This is a genomic window from Massilia sp. DD77 (assembly GCF_036961685.1).
Lineage (GTDB): Bacteria > Pseudomonadota > Gammaproteobacteria > Burkholderiales > Burkholderiaceae_D > Telluria.
This window is the reverse complement of sequence record NZ_JBAMDH010000011.1, coordinates 16,071-37,165: the sequence shown is the minus strand read 5'-3', so window position 1 is coordinate 37,165 and position 21,095 is coordinate 16,071. Positions and strand designations below refer to the sequence as shown.

Genomic DNA, 21,095 nt, shown 5'->3' with positions numbered 1-21,095 from the left:
GATGATACCGGTCACAAGAGAGAAGTTGTCGTTCTGTGAGTGAGTCATCATCCTGTTCACTACCTAGAAGGAAGCATTAATGCGCTCTGCCCACTCCTCTTCCCTGTCCATGACCCGGATCGCCGCCGGCACCCTGGCGGCCCTGGTGCTGCTGTCCGCTTGCGGCAAGAAGGACGGCGCCGCCCCGGGCGCCGGCGGCCCTGGCGGCCAGATGCCGGCCCCGGAAGTCGGCGTCATCACCACCAAATTCGAACCGGTCGCCCTGCAGACCGAACTGCCGGCACGCGTCGAACCCGTGCGCACCGCCCAGGTGCGCGCCCGCGTCAACGGCGTCGTCCTGAAGCGCCTGTTCACCGAGGGTAGCGAAGTCAAGCAAGGCCAATCGCTGTTCCAGATCGACCCCGCGCCCTACCAGGCCCAGCTTAGCAGCAGCCAGGCGGCGCTGGCGCGCGCCCAGGCGACCCTGAACCAGGCCACGGCCCAGGCCAACCGCTACAAGCCGCTGGCCGAAGCCAAGGCGATCAGCGAGCAGGAATACACCAACGCCGTCGCGGCCCAGAAGACCGCCGAAGCCGAAGTGGCCGCGGCCAGGGCCCAGCTGCGCGTCTCGCAGATCAACCTCGGCTACTCCAACGTCTACGCGCCGATCTCGGGCCGCATCGGCCGCGCCCTGGTGACCGAAGGCGCGCTGGTGTCCGCCGCCGAAGCCACCGAAATGGCGCTGATCCAGCAGACCAACCCGATGTACCTGAACATCACCCAGTCGGCCAGCGAACTGCAGCGCCTGCGCAAGCAGGCCGGCGGCGCCAACAAGGCCTCCGGCCTGCCGGTCACCGTGATGCTGGACGACGGCACCGAGATGCCGGTGCGCGGCAAGCTGCTGTTCTCGGACGTGACCGTGGACCCGAGCACCGGCCAGGTGACCCTGCGCGCCACCGTGCCGAACGCGGACAACGCCCTGCTGCCGGGCCAGTACGTGCGCGTACGCCTGGCCCAGGCCGAGCTGCCGAACGGGATCCTGGTGCCGCAGCAGGCCGTGACCCGCGGCGGCGCCCAGGGCGACAGCCTGACCGTGATCGGCGCCGACAACAAGCCGGCCCCGCGCACCGTCAAGATCGCATCGCAGCAGGGCCAGAACTGGGTCGTCACCGAAGGCCTGAAGGAAGGCGAACGCGTGATGGTCGACGGCTTCCAGAAGCTGCAGATGCTGCCGCCGGGCACCCCGGTCAAGGTGGTGCCGTGGACGCCGAAGGCCGCCACCGCCACCGCCGCCGCGCCAGCCGCGCCGGCAGCGAAGTAAGCCGCAGAACAAGAACAGGAACCTCCAATGGCACGTTTTTTCATTGACCGCCCTATTTTCGCCTGGGTGATCGCGCTGTTCATCATGGTGATCGGCGGCGTCTCGATCACCCAGCTGCCGATCGCCCAGTATCCGAACGTGGCTCCGCCATCGATCGTGATCAATGCCGCCTATCCGGGCGCATCGGCCCAGACCCTGGAAGACTCGGTCATCTCCGTCATCGAGCGCGAGATGAACGGTTCGCCGGGCCTGATCTACATGGAGTCGAGCAGCTCCGCCAACGGCAGCGGCTCGATCACCCTCACCTTCGAAACCGGCACCGATCCCGACCTGGCCCAGGTGGACGTGCAGAACCGCCTGTCGCGCGCGGCCCCGCGCCTGCCGCAGGCGGTGAACCAGCAAGGCGTGCGCGTCGACAAGGTGCGCGCCAACTTCCTGCTGTTCACCATCCTGTCGTCCGACGATCCGAAGTGGGACCCGATCGCGCTGGGCGACTATGCCTCGCGCACCGTGCTGCCTGAACTCCAGCGCATCAAGGGCGTCGGCACCGCGCAGCTGTTCGGTACCGAGCGCGCCATGCGCGTCTGGATCGATCCGGCCAAGCTGGTGGGCTTGCGCCTGTCTCCCGCCGACGTCAACAACGCCATCCGCAGCCAGAACGCCCAGGTGGCCTCGGGCACCATCGGCGAACTGCCGCTCGCCGCCGGCCAGGAAATCAACGCGACCGTGGTCGTGACCGGCCAGTTGAACACCGTCGAACAGTTCGGCAACATCGTGCTGCGTGCAAATCCGGACGGCTCCACCGTGCGCCTGCGCGACGTGGCGCGCATCGAGATCGGGGGGCAGGCCTATTCGACCTCGGCGCGCCTGAACGGCAAGCCCTCGACCGGTATCGGTATCCAGCTGGCGCCGTCCGGCAACGCGCTGGAAACCGCGAAGCTGATCAAGACCCGGATGGAAGAACTGTCGAAGTTCTTCCCGGCCGGGATGAAGTACGCGATCCCGTTCGACAGCTCGAAGTTCATTGACATCTCGATCGAGCAGGTGGTGCATACCCTGATCGAAGCGATCGTGCTGGTGTTCCTGGTGATGTACCTGTTCCTGCAGAACATCCGCTATACCCTGATCCCGACCATCGTGGTGCCGGTCGCCCTGCTCGGCTCCCTGGCCACCCTTCTGGCGCTGGGCTTCTCGATCAACGTGCTCACCATGTTCGGCATGGTGCTGGTGATCGGTATCGTGGTCGACGACGCCATCGTGGTGGTCGAAAACGTCGAACGCATCATGAGCGAGGAAGGCCTGCACCCGCTGGCCGCGACGCGCAAGGCGATGGGCCAGATCTCGGGCGCGATCATCGGCGTGACCGTGGTCCTGATGTCGGTGTTCGTGCCGCTGGCCTTCTTCGGCGGCGCGGTCGGCAACATCTACCGCCAGTTCGCGGCCGTCATGGTGTCCTCGATCGCCTTCTCGGCCTTCCTGGCGCTGACCCTGACTCCGGCGCTGTGCGCCCACCTGCTGAAACCCGTCGAAGCGGGCCACCACCACGAAAAGAAGGGCTTCTTCGGCTGGTTCAACCGCAAGTTCACGGCCACCGCCAAGAACTACGAGAGCTGGGTCGCGCGCCTGCTGCGCGGCACCGGCCGCGCGATGCTGGTGTTCGTGGTCGTCACCGGCGTGGTCGCCCTGCTGTTCACGCGCATGCCGAACTCCTTCCTGCCGAACGAGGACCAGGGCTACGTGATCGCCAACATCCAGCTGCCGCCGGGCGCCACCCAGGAACGCACCAGCGAAGTGATGCGCCAGGTCGAAGGCTTCGTCATGAAGCAGCCGGAAGTGGCCAACATGGTCAGCGTGCTGGGCTTCTCGTTCTCCGGTTCCGGCCAGAACATGGCGCTGGCCTTCATTCCCCTCAAGGACTGGGACGAGCGCAAGGGCGACGGCTCGAGCGCGCAGGCGCTGGCCGGCCGCATCATGGGCGGCCTGTCCGGCGTGCGCGACGCCTTCATCTTCGCGCTGTCGCCGCCGCCGATTCCCGAACTGGGCCGCGGCACCGGCTTCACCTTCCGCCTGCAGGACCGCGGCGGCAACGGCCACAACGCCCTGCTGGCCGCGCGCAACCAGCTGCTCGGCATGGCGGCGCAAAGCCCGATCCTGGCCGGCGTGCGTCCGGAAGGCCTGGAAGACGCGCCGCAGGTGATGCTCGACATCGACCGCGACAAGGCGCAGGCCCTGGGCGTGACTTTCGACGCCATCAATACCGCGATCTCGACCTCGCTCGGTTCGTCCTACGTGAACGACTTCCCGAACGCCGGCCGCCTGCAGCGGGTCGTGGTGCAGGCCGAGGCCAGCGCCCGCATGCAGCCGGACGACCTGCTGCGCCTGAACGCGCTCAACGTCCAGGGCCAGCCGGTGCCGCTGTCGTCCTTCGCCACCACGCGCTGGATCACCGGCCCGATGCAGACCATCCGCTACAACGGCTATCCGGCGATGAGCATCGCGGGCGACTCCAAGCCCGGCTACTCGACCGGCGACGCGATGGCCGAGATGGAACGCCTGGCGTCCCAGCTGCCCTCGGGCTTCGCTTTCGAGTGGACCGGCCAGTCGCGCGAGGAAAAGCTCTCCGGCTCGACCATGGGCATCCTGATGGCCTTCTCGATGCTGGCGATCTTCCTGGCGCTGGCGGCGCTGTACGAGAGCTGGTCGATTCCTGCCGCGGTGCTGCTGGTGGTGCCGCTGGGCGTGCTCGGCGCGATCCTGGCCGCCATGCTGCGCGGTTATCCGAACGACGTGTACTTCAAGATCGGCCTGGTGACCATCATCGGCCTGGCGGCGAAGAACGCGGTGCTGATCATCGAGTTCGCCAAGGACCTGCAGGCGCAAGGCAAGTCGCCGATGGAAGCGGCGATCCAGGCGGCGCACCTGCGCTTCCGCCCGATCATCATGACCTCGCTGGCCTTCATCCTGGGCGTGCTGCCGCTGGTGATCGCCGGCGGTGCGGGCTCCGCATCGCAGCGCGCGATCGGTACCGGCGTGATGGGCGGCATGATCACCGCGACGGCCCTGGGCGTGCTCTTCGTTCCGGTGTTCTTCGTCGTGATCCGCAAGTTCTTCAAGGGCAGCGAGCGCCAGCGCAAGAAGTACGCGCATGAAGAAGAAACCCTCGTCGAGGACAAGAAAATATGATCAAACGCATCAAACTCATCGTGACTCCGCTGGCGCTGGCCATGGCGCTGGCAGGCTGCATGTCGCTGGCCCCCAAGTACGAGCGTCCGCAGGCGCCGGTGGCCGCCAGCTTCCCCGAGGCGCCGCGCGCCGCCACGGCCCCCGCCAGCCCGGCGGCCGGCGAGGCGCCGGCGGCCATCGAATGGCAGCGCTTCTTCGCCGACGCGCGCCTGAAGCAGCTGATCGAACAGGCGCTCGCCAACAACCGCGACCTGCGCATCGCCATCGCCAACATCGAGGGCGCGCGCTCGCAGTACCGCATCCAGCGCGCCGACCGCCTGCCGACCGTGGGCGCGGCCATTACCGGCCAGCGCCAGACCACCGGCGAGGACGAGCCGATCAACAGCGTCTACCAGGCCGGCCTGACCGTGTCGGCCTTCGAGCTCGATCTGTTCGGGCGCGTGCGCAACCTGTCGGATGCCGCGCTGGCGCAGTACCTGGCCACCGAGGAAGCGCGCAAGACCACGCAGATCAGCCTGATCGCCTCGGTCGCCAACGCCTACCTGCAGCTGCTGGCGGACGAGGAACTGCTGTCGCTGGCCCAGCGCACCGTGCAGACCCGCGAGGAATCGGACAAGCTGACCCAGCTCCGTTTCGAGAACGGCGTGTCCTCGCGCCTGGAAGTGCAGCAATCGCGCTCGCTGGTCGAGACCGCGCGCACCACCCTGGCGCAAGCCCAGCGCCAGCGCGCGCAGGACATCAACCTGCTCACCCTGCTGGTGGGCCAGCCGATTGCGGAAAACCCGGCCGGCGCCACCCTGGCGTCGACCGAGCTGCCCGAGCTGCCGGCCGGCCTGCCCTCGGACCTGCTCGCCAGCCGTCCGGACATCCGCGCGGCCGAGCAGCAGCTGATCGCGGCCAACGCCAACATCGGCGCGGCGCGCGCCAACTTCTTCCCGCGCATTACGCTGACGGGCAGCGTCGGCAGCGCCAGCACCGAGCTCTCCGGCCTGTTCAAGAGCGGCTCGTATGGCTGGACCTTCGCGCCGCAGGCGATCCTGCCGATCTTCGACTACGGCCGCAACACGGCAGTGCTGGGTGGTGCCAAGGCCCAGCGCGACGTGGCGGTGGCGCAGTACGAACGCTCGATCCAGACCGCGTTCCGCGAAGTGGCGGATGCGCTGGCGGGCCAGGCCACCTTCAGCGAGCAGCTGCGCGCCCAGCGTGCGGTGGCGGAAGCGGAAGCCGATCGTTTCAACCTGTCGGACCTGCGCTACCGCAACGGCGCGGCCAGCTACCTCGATTTGCTGGACGCGCAGCGTTCGCTGTTCCAGGCGCAGCAGCTGGCGATCCAGGCGAACCTGTTGCGCTTGCAGAACCAGGTGAGTTTGTACCGCGTGCTGGGGGGTGGGTGGACGGAGCCTGCGACGCCGGTGGCGGCGCGCTGAGCTGGTATCGGAACGGGCCTGCGGGCCCGTTTTTATTTTGTGGTGTGCATGCAGAACTTGGGTCCCCGCCTTCGCGGGGATGACGTGCGAGAGCCAACGCAAAGTCATCCTTGTCCGCAGCTTAGAGACCGTCATCCCCGCGAAGGCGGGGACCCAAGCTCATGTGCTCCGCAACTCGCGCACGCCCTTGCCCAACCGCTTGCGCAGCAAGGACCGCAGCGTCACCCCATCCTTGTACCCTACCTGCTCCGCAATCCGCTCCACCGCCACATCGCTCGTCCTGAGCAATGCACCGCCCGCTCCACCCGCAAGTCCTGCACATGTTCCACCGGCGTCTTCCCCAGCGTCTCGTCCAGCCTGCGCGCCAGGGTCCGTTTGCTGGTCGCCAGTGCGGCCGCCGCCGCGTCCAGGCTGAAGCGCTCGGCCAGGTGCTCGCGCGCCCAGCGGTCGAAACGGCTGACCAGTGGATCGTCATGGAGCAGGTGGTCGGAGATCACATAGGCGCTCTGGCTCGGCCGCGCGTCCACGATCAGGTAGCGCGCCACCAGGCGCATGCGCATTGGGCGACATGCCTGCCAGCTCGTTGGCGGTGCGGAAGGCATCGAGCACCGTCGCCAATCCGGTGTCGAACACCCCATCCAGGGCGAGAACGGCGATGCGCATGGCAAACCCGGTATCGATATAGTCAATTCTGCCAGTATCCCGCCGCGCCCCTCCCCTGTACAGTGACGCCACGTTTCAAGAAGGAGTACACACCATGTTCCAGAAAACCCTGGTCGCCGGATGGGGCGACATGGATTTCAATGCGCACATGCGCAATACCGCCTACCTCGACAAGTCGGCCGACGTACGCATGATGTATTTCGCCGAGCACGGTTTTCCGATGTCCGAGTTCATGCGCCTGCAGCTGGGGCCGGTCGTGATGCGCGACCAGATCGAGTACTTCCGCGAATGCCGCCTGCTCGACGAGATCACGGTGACCTTCGCGATGGCGGGCCTGTCCGAGGACGCCAGCCGCATGAACCTGCAGAACACCTTCTACCGCGACGGCGTGCTGTGCGCGCGCGTGACGTCGCTGGGCGGATGGTTCGACCTACGCCAGCGCAAGCTGGCGGTGCCGCCGCCCGAGCTGGCCGACCTGCTGCGCAGCCTGGCGCGTACCGAGGATTTCGCGGTCCTCCCGGGCAGCGCGCGCTGAGGCTTGTTGAAGCGCGGAATTGCGCTCCGGCGCACGCAATGCGTCAGCGATTTGGCTACACTGGACGCATCGACCGCGTTAGGACTGGCGCCTCGGGCGCCTGCCGGCCATGCGACAATTCTTGCATTCACACTGGAAGCTGATTGCGATCCTGCTTGCCATCGTGCTGGCGCTGATCACGGCGGAAATCGATTCCGCCCCCGCAGCGCCGCCGCTGTCGGCGCGCCTGCGCGCGCACGTGGAAGCGACCTCCGCAACGAAGCACGATGCTTCCGGGCGCTACATCGAGAGCGCGCTGAAGGCCTTCGGCTACGCCCCCGCGCATGTGGCGCAGGACGCGGGCGGACGCAGGCTGCGCAGCATCGAGGTCGCGCTGCGCAATGTGGCGCCGGGCGCGCGGCCCGAGCGTGTCTTCCTGGTCGGCGACCGCGGCAGCGGCACGGCGGCGGTGCTGGAGCTGGCGCGCTTGCTGAAGACCGTGCAGCCCAGCCGCGGCACCGAAATCAGGTTCGTGTTCTTCCTCGACCACGCCGCACCGGGTCCGGGCGGCTCCGCGGCCGCTGTGGGCAATAGTGCGGGCAGCGGTGCAGGCAACGGTGCGGGAAACTTCGTCGCCTTCGCCGGCACCATGGCCTCGTCGGCGCGGGTGCGCCAGGCGCTGGCCGCCTTCAAGGAGCAGCCGGATACGCTCGAGCATGGCCTGGCGGCGCCGGCCCACGTGATGGGCATGACGCTGTCCAGCCACGGCAAGCCCACCACGCCCCATCTCGGCGCCTACCCCGCCCTGCTGGTGACCGACACCGGTTTCCTGGGCTATCCCTATCACGAGACCACGGTGGACGCCGACAAGGTGGATGTCGAGGGCATGGCGCGCACGGTCACCGGCCTGGCGCGCACCCTCACCGCACTGGCAGGCGCGGTGCGGACCTGACGGTCTTCCTCCGGCCTCAGTCGGCCAGGAACATCTCCTGCAAGTCGTTCAGGAAGCGCTGGCCCAGTTCGGTCGGGCGGATCAGCTTGTGGTCGCGGTAGAGCAAGCCCTTGGCCTCGGCCGCGTCGAGGTCCCTGGCGATGGCGCTGATGCTCATGCCGGTGCGTTCGCCGAACAAATTCGGATCGAAGCCGTCCACCAGGCGCAGCGTATTGAGCATGAATTCGAAGCCCATTTCGGCGCGGGAGAGCTCGCGTTCTTCCTGCACCGGGTTGCCGCGCTGCGCCGCTTCCATGTAGGAAGCCGGCTGCTTGAAGCGCGCCTGGCGCAGGATGCGGTGCGGGAAGGAGAGCTTCGAGTGCGCGCCGGCGCCGATGCCCAGGTAGTCGCCGAACTGCCAGTAATTCAGGTTGTGGCGCGCGCGGCGGCCCTTGCGCGCGTAGGCCGACACTTCGTAGTGCTCGTAGCCGGCGGCCGCGGTCAGCTCAGCGATCATGTCCTGCATGTCGGCGCTGGCATCGTCGTCCGGCAGCTGGGGCGGGTACTTGGCGAAGACCGTGTTCGGTTCCATCGTCAGGTGGTAGAGCGACAGGTGCGGTGGCGCGAAGGACAGCGCCGTCTCCAGGTCGCGCCGCGCTTCCTCCAGCGTCTGCGTCGGCAGCGCATACATCAGGTCGAGGTTGAAATTGTCGAAGGTCGACTTCGCGATCTCGACCGCGCGCAGGGCTTCACCGCCGTCATGGATGCGGCCCAGGGCCTGGAGATGGGCCGGGTTGAAGCTCTGGATGCCGATCGACAGGCGGTTCACGCCGCTGTCGCGGTAGGCCTTGAAGCGCTCGGCCTCGAAGGTGCCTGGGTTGGCTTCCATCGTGACCTCGGCGTCCAGCTCGAGCGGCAGCAGGGTACGCACCATCGCCAGCAGCTGGTCCAGGGCCTGGGCCGACATCAGGCTGGGGGTGCCGCCGCCGATGAAGACGGTGTGGATCTTGCGGCCCCAGATCAGGGGCAGCGACTGCTCCAGGTCGAGGCGCACCGCGTCCAGGTATGCCTGTTCCGGCACCTCGCCCTTGGCCTCGTGCGAATTGAAGTCGCAGTACGGGCACTTGCGCACGCACCAGGGCCAGTGGATGTAGAGCGACAGCGGCGGCAGCGCCGTCAGGTTCAGCGCGCCCGGCTGCAGGTACTGCAGGGCGGCGGTGGCCGGCGAACGCGGTTCGCCGGCGCTTGTGCCCGATGCCTGGCCCGCGACTTTGATGGGAATCATTTCAATTTCTCGACGAGGGCGCGCAAGGCGTGGCCGCGGTGCGACATGCCGTTCTTCTGCGCCGGGTCCAGCTCGGCGGTGGTCTTGCCGAGCGAGGGAATCAGGAAGTACGGGTCGTAGCCGAATCCGTTGGCGCCGCGCGGCTCGGCGATGATCTCGCCGTTCCAACGGCCGTCGGCGATCACCGGCTGCGGGTCGTCGGCGTGGCGCACATAGACCAGCACGCAGTAGTAATAGGCCGACTTGTCGGCGTGGCCGGCCAGGTCGGCCACCAGTTTCTCGCTGTTGCGGGCGTCGGACTTCGGTTCGCCCGCATAGCGCGCCGAATACACGCCCGGCGCGCCGCCAAGCGCGTTCACGCACACGCCCGAATCGTCGGCCAGCGCCGGCAGTCCGGTCAGGCGCGCGGCATGGCGCGCCTTGGCCAGCGCATTCTCGACGAAGGTGCCGAAGGGCTCTTCCGCTTCCGGGACGTTGAATTCGCCTTGCGGGTGCAGGTCGAAGCCGATGGGTGCGAGGAGCTGGGCGAATTCCTTCAGCTTGCCGGCGTTGTTGGAGGCGAGGATCAGGCGTTGGGTCATGGCGGTGTGGGTGTTTTTTACGGCGGGGGGATATTTTACTGCTTTGGGGTGGTGCTTGCTTTAATAGCTGCGGTGCGAACTTGGGTCCCCGCCTGCGCGGGGACCCAAGCTAACTTATCAAACCGCCAAGCCCAGCGCTTGCCGCTGCAGCCTCACCAGATCGGTGATGCCCAGCTGCGCCAGATCCAGCAAACGGTTCATTCCCACCCGGTCGAACGCCGCGCCCTCGGCCGTGCCCTGCACCTCGATAAAGTGCCCCGTGTCCGTCATGACCACATTCATGTCGGTATCGCAATCCGAATCCTCGACATAATCCAGGTCCAGCACCGGCATGCCGCGGTACACGCCCACCGAGATCGCGGCCACGAAGTGCCGCACAGGCACCGCGCCGATCATGCCGCGGCCCGCCAGGGCCTGGAAGGCGTCGTAGGCCGCAACCATGGCGCCGGTGATCGAGGCCGTGCGGGTGCCGCCGTCGGCCTGGATCACGTCGCAGTCCAGGTGCAGGGTGCGCTCGCCGAAGGCTTCCAGGTCGAAGGCGGCGCGCAACGAACGGCCGATCAGGCGCTGGATTTCCTGGGTGCGGCCGGTCTGCTTGCCGCGTGCGGCTTCGCGGTCCATGCGGGTGTGGGTCGAACGCGGCAGCATGCCGTATTCGGCGGTCAGCCAGCCCTGCCCCTTCCCTTTCAGGAAGGGCGGCACCTTTTCCTCGATGCTGGCGGTGCAGATCACCTTGGTGTCGCCGCATTCGATCAGGACCGAACCCTCGGCATGCTTGGTGTACTGGCGCGTGATGCGGATCGGGCGCAGCTGGTCGACCGCGCGCCCGCTCGGGCGGTGTTCAAATGTCATGGATGTGCTTTCTTATTTGAGTAATTGGGAAGACTTCTCGATCGCCTCGCGGATCTCGGCGATCGCCTTTTCGATTTCGTCCTCGTCGAAGGCGTCGGTCTCGGACGGCGCCGGCTGGCCGGCGGTGATCGTCGTGCTGACCCCGTCCTCGGGCAGCATCTGGGTCGAGATGACGTTGTCCGTGGCGGCGCCGGGCACATCGGCCCCTTGCCACATGATACCGAGCGCCGTGGTGTTGTCGGCGCGCGCGCCGCCGATCGCGGCGGCCATCGACACCATGTCGGGAATCGCCTGCACCAGGGTGGAGGTCGAGAGCCGGTGCACGATCTCGGTGTCGGGCAGCATGCCCCACAGGCCATCGGAACACAGCAGCAGCACGTCGCCCGGCTCCAGGCTGGCCTGGCGCGAGAGTTCCACCTTCGGCGTGCCGGAGGCGCCCAGGCAGTTATACAGCTTGTTGCGGTCCGGGTGGGTATTGCGCTCGGCTTCCGTGGCGCGGCCTTTCTCGATCAGGTATTCGAGGTGCGAGTGGTCGCGCGTGCGCGCCAGGATCTGGTTGCGGCGCAGCCAGTACAGGCGCGAGTCGCCACAGTGCGCCCAGATCGCGTAGTTGTGCTGCACCAGGCAGGCCACCACGGTGGTGCGCGGCGTGTCCGGCAGCTGGTGCCTGGCCGCGTAGTCGTTGATGTCGCGGTGCGCCTGCTGCAGCGCCTCCTCCAGGAAGCGTTCGGGCTTCCTCACGTAGGGTTTGGCCTGCATGCGGAACAGCATCGAGATGGTCTGCAGGGCGATGGTGGCCGCGATCTCGCCGCGCAGGTGCCCGCCCATGCCGTCGGCCAGCACCAGCAGCAGCGCGTCGCGCGTGAAGCTGTAGCCCATGCGGTCCTGGTTGACCTTGCGCCCGCCGATGTGGCTTTGCTGGTAGACGGAAAACTGCATCATGCCTCCTTATTTGCGGCCGAGACCCAGGCGGCCCACCAGGCTACGCCAGCCGGATGCCCGTTCTTCTTCAACAGGTTCCGGCTCCGGCAGCGGCACCGCGGGCGCCGCCTGCAAGACCTTCTGGATCGCGAACACGCTCTGCGGACGCGCCAGCGGATCGAGCGCCAGGCAGGAACGCACCATGTCCACCAGTTCGCGCGAATAGCGCATTGCAAGTGCGTCGATCTGTGCCTGGAGCTTGTCGTCCACCCTCCGCGCGTCGACCGCCTGCGGCGTGGCGCAGGCCATGCACGCGAACATGGACGCGCCGATGCTGTAGATGTCGGTCCAGGGACCGAGCGCCGCGCCCCTGGCGCCCAGTTCCGGCGCGGCGAAGCCCGGGGTGTACATGGGTGCCAGCATCGGCGCGTCGATGTTGATGGTCTGGCGCGCCGCGCCGAAGTCCAGCAGCAGCGGCGAACCGTCCAGGCGCAGGTAGATGTTGGCCGGCTTGAGGTCGAGGTGGAGCAGCTTGTTGGCGTGGACTTCGCGCAGGCCGCCGCACACGCCGTTGAACACCTGGCGCACGAATTGCTCGCCCAGGCGGCTGCCGCGCCCCGCCACGCGCGCGATGTGGTCCTGCAGGGTATGGCCGGATTCGTAGGCCATCACCATGTACACCGTCTCGTTCGCGCGGAAGAAATTCACCACCCGCACCACGTTCGGATGGACGATCCTGGCCAGCGCGCGCCCCTCTTCGAAGAAGCACTTCAGGCCGATGCGGAAAATCGGTAGATTGGGCTTTGAAACAAGCGGTATGAGCTCGCCCGGCTGGCGCAAGGCGAGCGCACTGGGCAGGTATTCCTTGATCGCGACCGCGTTGCCTTCGCCGTCATATGCCAGATAAACAATACTGAACCCACCGGACGCAATTTTCTTTACAATGCGGTATCCGGCAATTTCCAGGCCATCGGGCAGGGGTGCGTTATTCTGAGCGGCCATCCAAGTGGGTTTCCTTGCTAAACAGGACGATTGTGTGGATAAATATCGGCTTTGTAAAGAATAAGAGCGTCTAACAAAAATCTCGGGGCAAGCGCTACAACGCCGCCATGGGGGTTTTGTGAGGCGCTCTAAAAATACCGGGGATCCCATTGAGCATTTCAAGCATGACTGGTTATGCGGTCGCCACCAGCGAAGGCGCTGCCGGCACCCTCACGATCGAGATCAAGAGCGTCAACTCGCGCTTCCTCGATCTTCAGTTCCGCATCAACGACGACCTGCGCGCGCTGGAACCCGAGCTGCGTTCGGCGATCATGGCCGCGATCACCCGCGGCAAGGTGGAAGTGCGCCTGTCCTTCGGCCGCAAGGCCAGCGGCGGCTCGCAAGCCCTCAACCAGGAGCTGCTGAACGACCTCGCGCGCCTGCAGGCTGAAGTGACCCGTCACTTCGCGTCCGCGCCCCAGATGACGGTGGCGGAACTGCTGCGCTGGCCGGGCGTGATCGAAGAATCGACCATCGGCCAGGAATCGCTCCAGGCCGACGTCGCCGCCCTGACCAAGACCACCATCACCGCCTTCGTGGAAAGCCGCAAGCGCGAAGGCGCGGCGCTGGACGCCATGCTGCAGTCGCGCATCGACGCCATGGAAGCCATCGTCAAGCGCATCACCCCGCTGATCCCGCAAGTCATCGCCCAGTTCCAGCAAAAGGCCATCGAGCGCATGCAGGACGCGCTGGGCCTGGCCGGCCACGGCAACCCGACGACCCTGACGCGCCAGGAAGTGCTGGAGCGCATCCGCCAGGAAGTGACCCTGTACGGCATCCGCATCGACGTGTCGGAAGAGCTGTCGCGCCTGTCGGCCCACCTGAACGAAACCCGTCACATCCTGAAGAAAGGCGGCCAGGTCGGCAAGCGCCTCGACTTCATGATGCAGGAACTGAACCGCGAAGCGAACACGCTGGGCGCCAAGGCCTCGGTCAAGGAACTGGCGGACGCGTCGATGGAGCTCAAGCTGCTGATCGAGCAAATGCGGGAGCAGGTGCAGAACCTCGAATAAGCGGGCGTTTCAGACGCCGGTTGGACGCGTCGGCGGGAGCACCCGCCAACCCTACGGTAGGGTTGGCGGGTTTCCCGCCGACGCGTTCAGCGTTAACATGAATGATCGCGAATGGATTTCGCAAAGAATAAGGATATGACCATGTTCCCATCCGCCTTCTCCGGCAGCCTGTTCATCGTCGCGGCCCCCTCGGGCGCCGGCAAGTCGACCCTGGTCAATGCCCTGCTGGCGCAGGAACCGGGCATCAAGCTGTCGATCTCGACCACCACCCGCCCTCCCCGTCCGGGCGAGCAGGACGGGCGCGAATACTACTTCACCACCGCCGAGGACTTCGTCAACCGCGCCGAGCGCGGCGAATTCCTGGAATGGGCCGAGGTGCACGGCAATTACTACGGCACCAGCCGCCTGACCGTGGAACAGGAGATGAAGACCGGCACCGACATCCTGCTGGAAATCGACTGGCAGGGCGCGCGCCAGGTCAAGAAGCAGTTCCCGGACGCGGCCGGCATCTTCATCCTGCCGCCGTCGATCGAGGCCCTGGAGGAGCGCCTGCACAAACGCGGGACCGACGAGCCCCACATCATCACCCGCCGCCTGCTGGCCGCCGGGGGTGAGATGGCTCACGCTCCGGAGTTCGAATATGCTATCATCAACGAAGAGTTCAACGTCGCCCTGGCCGAACTGCAGGCGATTGTCAAAGCGACACGTTGCCGTTTCGCCCAGCAGGCGGCCCGCAACGCTGCGCTGTTTGCCCAGCTGGGAATCCACGCGCAACAACCCCAATCGTAAGCGCGCGCACCTTTCGGTACGCCGCACGCATTGCTATTTATTTAGGAGCACACCATGGCCCGTATCACCATCGAAGACTGCCTCAAGAACGTCCCGAACCGCTTCCAGCTGACCCTGGCCGCGACCTACCGCGCTCGTCAGTTGCTGCAAGGCCACACTCCTAAGGTCGACGCCAAGGACAAGCCAACCGTCGTTGCCCTGCGTGAAATCGCTGCAGGCAAGGTTGGCCTGGAAATGCTGAAAAAGGTTCCTATGTAAGACCCCAGGGATTGCCTGGGTTAGTCAATCCGTTAATCTGTTATTCTGATGTTTCACTGCGGTTTGACGACATAGCGTATGAATTTGCCTTATCCGGATTCGACTCATCCAGGCAACACCAGCGGCCGGGCCAAGCGCCCGGATAACCGCCCGCAGGACCCGATCGAGGCCCCCGCACCCGGCGTCGCCTCCGTCACGCAGCTGATCAACAAGCTGTCCGACTACCTCACCCCCGCCGAACTCAAGAAAGTCAAGGAAGCCTACCGCTTCTCGGACGAGATGCACCTGGGCCAGGTACGCAAGTCGGGCGAGCCCTATATTTCCCATCCGATCGCCGTCGCCGAGATCTGCGCCGAGTGGAAGCTCGACGCCCAGGCCATCATGGCCGCCCTGCTCCACGACGTGATCGAAGACCAGGACGTCAAGAAGGACGACCTGGTCGAGCGCTTCGGCGCCCAGGTCGCCAATCTCGTCGACGGCCTGTCCAAGCTGGAAAAGATCGAATTCCAGAGCCAGGTCGAAGCACAGGCGGAGAATTTCCGCAAGATGCTGCTGGCCATGGCCTCCGACGTGCGCGTCATCCTGATCAAGCTCGCCGACCGCCTGCACAACATGCGCACCCTCGGCGTGATGATCCCGGCCAAGAAGCGCCGCATCGCCAGCGAGACCATGGAAGTCTACGTGCCGATCGCGCACCGCCTGGGCCTGAACAACATCTACCGCGAGCTGCAGGACCTGTCCTTCGCGCACCTGTATCCGCTGCGCTACCAGACCCTGTCGAAGGCGATCAAGGCCGCGCGCGGCAACCGCCGCGAGGTGGTCAAGAAGATCCTCGAGGCGGTCAAGAACCAGCTGGCGGCCGGCGGCATCCAGGCCGAGGTCTACGGCCGCGAAAAGACCCTGTACGGCATCTACAAGAAGATGCACAACAAGCACCTGTCCTTCTCGCAGGTGCTGGACGTGTACGGCTTCCGCGTGGTGGTCGACACCGTGCCGAACTGTTACGTGGCCCTGGGGACCCTGCATGCGCTGTACAAGCCGATGCCGGGCAAGTTCAAGGACTACATCGCGATCCGCAAGATCAACGGCTACCAGTCGCTGCATACCACCCTGATCGGCCCCTACGGCACCCCGGTCGAATTCCAGATCCGCACCCAGGAAATGCACCGCACCGCCGAGAGCGGCGTGGCGGCGCACTGGCTGTACAAGACCGGCGACTCGAACATGTCGGACCTGCAGCAGCGCACCCACGCCTGGCTGCAGTCGCTGCTCGACATCCAGCAGCAGACCGGCGACTCGGCCGAGTTCCTCGAGCATGTGAAAGTCGACCTGTTCCCGGATTCGGTCTACGTGTTCACGCCGAAGTCGAAGATCATCGCCCTGCCGCGCGGCGCCACGGCGCTCGACTTCGCCTACTCGATCCACACCGGCATCGGCGACCATACGGTCTCGGTCAAGATCAACAACGAGGAACAGCCGCTGCGCACCGAGCTGCACAACGGCGACATCGTGGAGATCGTCACCGATCCGGAATCGCGCCCGAGCCCGACCTGGCTGTCCTTTGTACGCACCGGCAAGGCGCGTTCGGCGATCCGCCACCACCTGCGCACGGTGAACGTGAACGAATCGGTGGAGCTGGGCCAGGAACTGCTGGCCGGCGCGCTGGCCCTGCGCAACATCCGCCCCGAGCTGGCCCCGGCCACCATCGAGAAACTGCTGGCCGAGTCCTCGGCCAAGTCGATGGACGAGCTGTACGCCGACATCGGCATCGGCAAGCGCATGCCGGCGCTGGTGGCGCGCCATATCTTCGGCCTGATGGACGGCGATCCGGACCTGATGCCGACCAGCCAGCCGCTGCCGGCCAGCAGCATCGATCCGGTCACGATCTACGGCAGCGAAGGCGTGGCCGTGCAGCTCGCCCCCTGCTGCCTGCCGATCCCGGGCGACCAGATCATCGGCCAGCTGCGCCGCGACCAGGGCCTGGTCGTGCACACCTGCGAGTGCCTGCCGGCCAAGCGGGTGCGCGCCAAGGAACCGGACCGGTGGATCGCCGTGCAATGGGGCGAGGAGCTGAACCGCCGCTTCGACTGCCGCATCCGCCTGCTGATCAACAACGAAAAGGGCATCCTGGCCCGGGTGGCCGCCGAGATCGGCGAGTCCGACGCCAACATCACCTATGTCGGCATGGACGAGGACGACGAACACAGCATGACCCAGCTGCGCTTCACGATCCAGGTCAAGGACCGCGTGCACCTGGCGCAATTGATCCGCAACCTGCGGCGCGTCGCGGGGGTCAACCGCGTCGAGCGCGAGCGCTCCTGAGCGGCTGCACACGATGCCGGCGCCCGACGACGCGATCCAGACGCTCATCCAAGAGGCCATGCAGGCCGCGCTGCGCGAGGCCGAAGCCGGCCAGCTCGACCAGGCCGGCGCCTTGTACCGCGCCGTCCTCGACCTCCAGCCCGGCCATGCGGGCGCCCACTTCGGGCTAGGCTGGCTGGCGCTCCAGGCGGGGCGCCTGCCTGAAGCGATTCCCTGCTTTGCCACCGCGGTACAGAACGACCCCGGCGAAGAAAGCTACTGGCTTGCCTACATCGACGTGCTGATGGAGGCGCGCCAGTTCGCGACCGCGCGCGAACTGCTCGAACTCGGCCGCCGCCATGGGCTGCAGGGCGCGACGATCGACGCCTTCGAACAGCAGCTGGCAAGCGCCGGCGAACCGCAGACGCAAGAGATCGACGCCGCCGCCGGCCTGTATGCGCGCGGACAGTTCGATGCCGCCGGCGATGCCGCGCGCTCCCTCACCGAGCGCTTTCCCCAGCATGCTTTCGGCTGGAAGCTGCTGGGCGCCGTCCTCTACAAGCAGCGCGCCGCTGTCGCCGCGCTCGAGGCCATGCGCAAGGCCGTGAGCTACGCACCCGACGATGCTGAAGCGCTCACCAATCTGGGCCTGGTGCTCAAGCGCGTCAACCTGCATGCCGAAGCCGAAAGCGTGCTGGGGCGCGCAATCGCACTCAAGCCGGACAGCGCCCATGCGCACAACCACCTGGCGGCGACGCTGCTGGAACTGGGCCGCCTGGCCGAAGCGCATGCCAGCGCCACGACCGCCAGGAGCCTGGATCCGGACTATCTCGACGCCTGGCACACGCTGGCCCTGATCCTCGACAAGCGCGGCCGTTCGGGCGAAGCGATCGAAGCCTACCGCGGGGTGCTGGAACGGGATCCGGACAATGTCGATGTGCGCACCAACATGCTGTTCTGCCTGAGTCATACGGAGGACGTCACGCCCGCTGCGCTGTTCGAGGAACACCGCCTGTTCGGGCGGCGGCTGGAAGCGCGCGTGCAGGCGTCGCGCCACTGGGAGAATGCGCCCGATCCCGAGCGCCCCCTGCGCATCGGCATCGTGTCGGGCGACCTGCGCAACCACGCGGTCTCCAGCTTCGCCGAGCCGCTGTTCGGCCGCCTGGCGGGGCGGCCGGGCCTGGTGCTGCATGCCTACTACACCTTCCCGGTCCACGACGCCATGACGGCGCGCCTGCGCGGCCACATGGCGCAATGGCGCGATGTTTCCGGGCTCGACGACGCGGCGCTGGACGCGCTGGTCCGCGCCGACGGCATCGACATCCTGATCGACCTGTCCGGTCACACCTCGTACAACCGCCTGTCCATGTTCGCGCGCAAGCCGGCGCCGCTGCAGGCGAGCTGGATCGGCTACCCGGGCACCACCGGCATGGCGGCAATGGACTACTACATCACCGACCGCCACCTGCTGCCGCCCGGGCAGTTCGATCACCTGTTCACGGAAAAGCTGGCCCTGCTCCCGGTGACGATCGCGTTCGCGCCGGCGGTGGAAGCGCCGGAAGTCGCGCCCCTGCCCGCGCTGGCGAACGGGTATCCCACCTTCGCCAGTTTCAACCGGGTCACCAAGATCAGCCGTGAAGTAATCGCCCTGTGGGCCAGGCTGCTGCGCGCCCTGCCGGACGCGCGCTTGCTGGTGGGCGGCATGCCCCAGGGCGGCGGGTACGAGCACTTGCATGCGTGGCTGCAGGAAGAAGGCATCGGTGCGGCGCGCACGCGCTTCCAGCCGCTGGTGGGCATGCGCGACTTCCTGCCGCTGTACGGCCAGGTGGACATCTGCCTCGACACCTTCCCCTATTCGGGCGGCACCACGACCATGTACGCCCTCTACATGGGCGTGCCGACCCTGACCCTGGCGGGCGACACGATGGCGGGACGGCAGACGGCCTGCCTGCTCGAGGCCAACGGCCTGCGCCAGTACATCGCCCGCGATGGCGACGACTTCGTCGCCAAGGGCCTGGCGGCGGCCGGCGACCTGGCGGCCCTGGCCGCCTTGCGCCCGGCGCTGCGCGCCGATTCGCCGCTGTGGTGGCCGGACGGGGTGACGCGGCTGGCCGACAGCGTCGAGCTGGCGCTGCGCATGATGTGGCGGCGCTGGTGCGCCGGGCTGCCGGCTGGGGCGCTGGAAGTTCCCTCCGGCCAGCCCTAGGACCGGCTATTGACCCAGCGCGGCGCGCTGGCGCTCTTCCTGCTCGCGCAGTTCCGGCGTCATGTTGTCGCCGAAGTCTTCCATCTCGAAGATCTGGCGGATCTCGATCTCGGCCTCGCCGGATTCCATCGGCATCGGCACCTTTTTCACCCATGCGATGGCTTCCTCGCGCGAGGCCACGCGCCAGATCCAGAATCCGGCGACCAGCTGCTTCGTTTCCGGGAAGGGACCGTGCTCGACGCTCACGCCGCCGTCCTTCGAAAAACGCACGCGCGCGCCGCGCGAGGACGGGTGCAGGCCTTCGCCGGAGACCATCACGCCGGCCTTGATCAGTTCATCGTTGAAACGGCCCATATCGGCCAGCAGCTGCTCGCTGGGCATGTGGCCGGCTTCGCTGTGGGGGTCGGCTTTGAGCAGAATCATGAAACGCATGGTGTCCTCCAGGTGGTTGTGATCGATGGGCGGCGGCTGGTTTGGCTGCCGTTTATCGTACGACGAATGGGGGGAGGCGGAATCGACAGCGGAACGAAAAATATTTGTGGCCTGCGCCCCTCGCCCGTCATCCCCGCGAAGGCGGGGATGACGACTCGTAGGCTAACGATCAGGATTGACGCAGCGTGGACGCCGAGTGAAGTCCCAGCGCAATAATGCTGTCAAACGCCGCACACGCCCCCGCGCAGGCCTCGGCCGTTTCCTCCGGCGTCCTCACCCCGGCCTTCAGCGCCAGCATGAATGCGCGCCAGCGCGCCCCCGGACCGCCTGCCGCCCCGCGCAGGTAGCGCAGCGGATGCGGCGCCAGGCGCTCGGCCAGGCGGCCGTAGAGCACGGTGCCGCCCAGCTGCGAACCTTCGATCACATAGCACACGCCCCAGCGATAGGCGCTGCTGGCCCCGGCCGGCCAGGCATGGATGGCGGCCGGCGCGCGCGGCGCGGGCATGCCGGGTTCAAGCAGGTCGAGCGCGATCAGGCCCAGGCGCTCCACTGCCGGCAGGGCCGCCTGCGGACCATCGGCATAGCCGGCCAGCCAGGCTTCCAGCGGCGCCAGCCAGTCGCGCACCATGCGCAGGTGGGCCGCGTAGTCGTCCATGCCGGGAACTTCGCCAGAGAGCGGCAGGCTGCTGTCGAGCCGCTCGTGGCGCGTGGCCGTGGCGGCGCGCAGCGCGGCCAGCGCATCCTGCTCGCGCGCGGTGTCGTGTGCCTGGTTCACCGTTCAGTCCGCATGGGGTTCGGGATACTCGACCGCGAGGATTTCGAGCTCGTCGATGCCGAGCGGCGTGTGCAGCTGCACCACGTCGCCCTCGCGCGCCTTGGTCAGGGCGCGCGCCACCGGCGAGACCCAGCTGATCTTGCCCTTCAGCGGGTCGAGCTCGTCGATGCCGACGATGGTGACGGTGTGCTCCTCGCCCGCCTTGTTGAGATAGGTGACGGTGGCGCCGAAAAAGACCTGGTCGTTGCCATGATGAACGCTCGGGTCGACCGGGAAGGCCGAATCCAGGCGCTTGGTAAGAAAGCGGATGCGGCGGTCGATCTCGCGCAGGCGGCGCTTGCCGTAGATATAGTCGCCGTTTTCCGAACGGTCGCCGTTCGAGGCCGCCCAGTGCACGATCCTGACCACCTCGGGCCGGTCGACGTCGATCAGCTGCAGCAGCTCATCCTTGATGCGCTGGTAGCCGCTTGGTGTGATGTAGTTCTTGGCGCCGGCGGGAATCGCCTGCGCCAGGGCCAACGCGTCGTCGTCGTCGTCCTCGTTGTCGGACTCTTTTACAAATGCCTTGTTCATGCGCCCTATTGTAGCGGCTGTGGCTTCGGGACGCCCTGCGGATGACGTAT

18 protein-coding genes and 1 pseudogene are annotated in these 21,095 nt (G+C 66.8%); 10 read left to right on the top strand and 9 right to left on the bottom strand.

All coding sequences use genetic code 11. The features are described 5' to 3' along the window. Nucleotides 1-79: 79 nt before the first annotated feature. Genes V7778_RS08145 through V7778_RS08135 form a run of 3 tightly spaced genes read left to right on the top strand, consistent with a single transcriptional unit; the run spans nt 80 to nt 5,910 of the window. Nucleotides 80-1,300 carry an efflux RND transporter periplasmic adaptor subunit gene (locus tag V7778_RS08145; RefSeq protein ID WP_335553625.1) on the top strand — a complete coding sequence of 407 codons (1,221 nt, stop codon included), beginning with the start codon at nt 80-82 and terminating at the stop codon, nt 1,298-1,300. A 27-nt stretch (nt 1,301-1,327) separates the two neighbouring features. After that, the gene (locus V7778_RS08140; RefSeq protein ID WP_335553622.1) at nt 1,328-4,483 is read left to right on the top strand and encodes an efflux RND transporter permease subunit; all 3,156 of its coding nucleotides are present in this window, start codon (nt 1,328-1,330) and stop codon (nt 4,481-4,483) included. Beyond that, nucleotides 4,480-5,910, top strand: a complete 1,431-nt coding sequence (locus V7778_RS08135) for an efflux transporter outer membrane subunit (protein WP_335553620.1) — start codon at nt 4,480-4,482, stop codon at nt 5,908-5,910. Before V7778_RS08140 ends, V7778_RS08135 begins: the two co-directional genes overlap by 4 nt. A 159-nt stretch (nt 5,911-6,069) precedes the next feature. Here V7778_RS08135 and V7778_RS08130 read toward each other — a convergent pair. Further along, nucleotides 6,070-6,473, bottom strand: a pseudogene (locus tag V7778_RS08130) (helix-turn-helix domain-containing protein); the annotation flags it as partial. 194 nt (nt 6,474-6,667) lie between these two features. Here V7778_RS08130 and V7778_RS08125 point away from each other — a divergent pair. Together V7778_RS08125 and V7778_RS08120 are read left to right on the top strand one after the other, a co-directional pair. Then, entirely contained in the window at nt 6,668-7,108 is a 441-nt protein-coding gene (locus V7778_RS08125) for a thioesterase family protein (RefSeq protein WP_211518553.1), read from the top strand. A gap of 121 nt (nt 7,109-7,229) precedes the next feature. Beyond that, a complete protein-coding gene (locus tag V7778_RS08120) occupies nt 7,230-8,039 on the top strand; it encodes a hypothetical protein (RefSeq protein WP_335553610.1) in 810 nt (269 codons plus the stop codon). Nucleotides 8,040-8,055: 16 nt separating this feature from the next. On the opposite strand, the gene hemW is transcribed toward V7778_RS08120, so the two are convergent. The 5 genes from hemW to V7778_RS08095 form a co-directional block, all read right to left on the bottom strand. After that, on the bottom strand, nt 8,056-9,303 hold the full coding sequence (gene hemW / locus V7778_RS08115; protein ID WP_335553607.1) for a radical SAM family heme chaperone HemW: 1,248 nt from the start codon (nt 9,301-9,303) through the stop codon (nt 8,056-8,058). Further along, nucleotides 9,300-9,884 (bottom strand): RdgB/HAM1 family non-canonical purine NTP pyrophosphatase, encoded by a 585-nt coding sequence (rdgB, locus tag V7778_RS08110; protein WP_335553604.1) that lies wholly within the window; start codon nt 9,882-9,884, stop codon nt 9,300-9,302. The genes hemW and rdgB overlap by 4 nt, the downstream gene beginning before the upstream one ends. Before the next feature lie 117 nt (nt 9,885-10,001). Beyond that, entirely contained in the window at nt 10,002-10,736 is a 735-nt protein-coding gene (gene rph / locus V7778_RS08105) for a ribonuclease PH (protein WP_335553601.1), read from the bottom strand. Nucleotides 10,737-10,748: 12 nt separating this feature from the next. Then, on the bottom strand, nt 10,749-11,675 hold the full coding sequence (locus V7778_RS08100) for a PP2C family protein-serine/threonine phosphatase (RefSeq protein WP_335553896.1): 927 nt from the start codon (nt 11,673-11,675) through the stop codon (nt 10,749-10,751). A 9-nt stretch (nt 11,676-11,684) separates the two neighbouring features. Next, a complete protein-coding gene (locus V7778_RS08095) occupies nt 11,685-12,659 on the bottom strand; it encodes a serine/threonine protein kinase (RefSeq protein WP_335553598.1) in 975 nt (324 codons plus the stop codon). 164 nt (nt 12,660-12,823) lie between these two features. Here V7778_RS08095 and V7778_RS08090 point away from each other — a divergent pair, with 164 nt between their 5' ends. The 5 genes from V7778_RS08090 to V7778_RS08070 all read left to right on the top strand — a co-directional run bounded on the left by V7778_RS08090 (nt 12,824) and on the right by V7778_RS08070 (nt 19,265). Next, nucleotides 12,824-13,711, top strand: a complete 888-nt coding sequence (locus V7778_RS08090) for a YicC/YloC family endoribonuclease (RefSeq protein ID WP_335553596.1) — start codon at nt 12,824-12,826, stop codon at nt 13,709-13,711. Between the two features lie 141 nt (nt 13,712-13,852). Further along, nucleotides 13,853-14,500 carry a guanylate kinase gene (gene gmk / locus V7778_RS08085; RefSeq protein ID WP_335553593.1) on the top strand — a complete coding sequence of 216 codons (648 nt, stop codon included), beginning with the start codon at nt 13,853-13,855 and terminating at the stop codon, nt 14,498-14,500. A 54-nt stretch (nt 14,501-14,554) separates the two neighbouring features. Continuing rightward, on the top strand, nt 14,555-14,758 hold the full coding sequence (rpoZ, locus tag V7778_RS08080; protein ID WP_093557479.1) for a DNA-directed RNA polymerase subunit omega: 204 nt from the start codon (nt 14,555-14,557) through the stop codon (nt 14,756-14,758). Between the two features lie 78 nt (nt 14,759-14,836). Then, the gene (locus V7778_RS08075; RefSeq protein WP_335553582.1) at nt 14,837-17,080 is read left to right on the top strand and encodes a RelA/SpoT family protein; all 2,244 of its coding nucleotides are present in this window, start codon (nt 14,837-14,839) and stop codon (nt 17,078-17,080) included. 13 nt (nt 17,081-17,093) lie between these two features. Continuing rightward, nucleotides 17,094-19,265, top strand: coding sequence for an O-linked N-acetylglucosamine transferase family protein (locus V7778_RS08070; protein ID WP_335553579.1), 2,172 nt, complete (start codon nt 17,094-17,096; stop codon nt 19,263-19,265). 6 nt (nt 19,266-19,271) lie between these two features. On the opposite strand, the gene V7778_RS08065 is transcribed toward V7778_RS08070, so the two are convergent. The 3 genes from V7778_RS08065 to greB all read right to left on the bottom strand — a co-directional run bounded on the left by V7778_RS08065 (nt 19,272) and on the right by greB (nt 21,045). Continuing rightward, the gene (locus V7778_RS08065; RefSeq protein WP_335553577.1) at nt 19,272-19,697 is read right to left on the bottom strand and encodes a YciI family protein; all 426 of its coding nucleotides are present in this window, start codon (nt 19,695-19,697) and stop codon (nt 19,272-19,274) included. 169 nt (nt 19,698-19,866) lie between these two features. Continuing rightward, nucleotides 19,867-20,472 carry a biliverdin-producing heme oxygenase gene (locus V7778_RS08060; RefSeq protein ID WP_335553575.1) on the bottom strand — a complete coding sequence of 202 codons (606 nt, stop codon included), beginning with the start codon at nt 20,470-20,472 and terminating at the stop codon, nt 19,867-19,869. A 3-nt stretch (nt 20,473-20,475) separates the two neighbouring features. Next, a complete protein-coding gene (greB, locus tag V7778_RS08055; protein ID WP_335553572.1) occupies nt 20,476-21,045 on the bottom strand; it encodes a transcription elongation factor GreB in 570 nt (189 codons plus the stop codon). Nucleotides 21,046-21,095: the final 50 nt, after the last annotated feature.

Bases quoted from the DNA above. Each gene is read 5' to 3' on its own strand.
- V7778_RS08065 (WP_335553577.1), bottom strand. From the start codon at position 19,697: ATGCGTTTCATGATTCTGCTCAAAGCCGACCCCCACAGCGAAGCCGGC.
- V7778_RS08090 (WP_335553596.1), top strand. From the start codon at position 12,824: ATGACTGGTTATGCGGTCGCCACCAGCGAAGGCGCTGCCGGCACCCTC.
- greB (WP_335553572.1), bottom strand. From the start codon at position 21,045: ATGAACAAGGCATTTGTAAAAGAGTCCGACAACGAGGACGACGACGAC.
- V7778_RS08125 (WP_211518553.1), top strand. From the start codon at position 6,668: ATGTTCCAGAAAACCCTGGTCGCCGGATGGGGCGACATGGATTTCAAT.
- V7778_RS08095 (WP_335553598.1), bottom strand. From the start codon at position 12,659: ATGGCCGCTCAGAATAACGCACCCCTGCCCGATGGCCTGGAAATTGCC.
- V7778_RS08070 (WP_335553579.1), top strand. From the start codon at position 17,094: ATGCCGGCGCCCGACGACGCGATCCAGACGCTCATCCAAGAGGCCATG.
- gmk (WP_335553593.1), top strand. From the start codon at position 13,853: ATGTTCCCATCCGCCTTCTCCGGCAGCCTGTTCATCGTCGCGGCCCCC.
- V7778_RS08145 (WP_335553625.1), top strand. From the start codon at position 80: ATGCGCTCTGCCCACTCCTCTTCCCTGTCCATGACCCGGATCGCCGCC.
- rdgB (WP_335553604.1), bottom strand. From the start codon at position 9,884: ATGACCCAACGCCTGATCCTCGCCTCCAACAACGCCGGCAAGCTGAAG.
- V7778_RS08140 (WP_335553622.1), top strand. From the start codon at position 1,328: ATGGCACGTTTTTTCATTGACCGCCCTATTTTCGCCTGGGTGATCGCG.
- hemW (WP_335553607.1), bottom strand. From the start codon at position 9,303: ATGATTCCCATCAAAGTCGCGGGCCAGGCATCGGGCACAAGCGCCGGC.
- V7778_RS08135 (WP_335553620.1), top strand. From the start codon at position 4,480: ATGATCAAACGCATCAAACTCATCGTGACTCCGCTGGCGCTGGCCATG.
- rpoZ (WP_093557479.1), top strand. From the start codon at position 14,555: ATGGCCCGTATCACCATCGAAGACTGCCTCAAGAACGTCCCGAACCGC.
- V7778_RS08100 (WP_335553896.1), bottom strand. From the start codon at position 11,675: ATGCAGTTTTCCGTCTACCAGCAAAGCCACATCGGCGGGCGCAAGGTC.
- rph (WP_335553601.1), bottom strand. From the start codon at position 10,736: ATGACATTTGAACACCGCCCGAGCGGGCGCGCGGTCGACCAGCTGCGC.
- V7778_RS08075 (WP_335553582.1), top strand. From the start codon at position 14,837: ATGAATTTGCCTTATCCGGATTCGACTCATCCAGGCAACACCAGCGGC.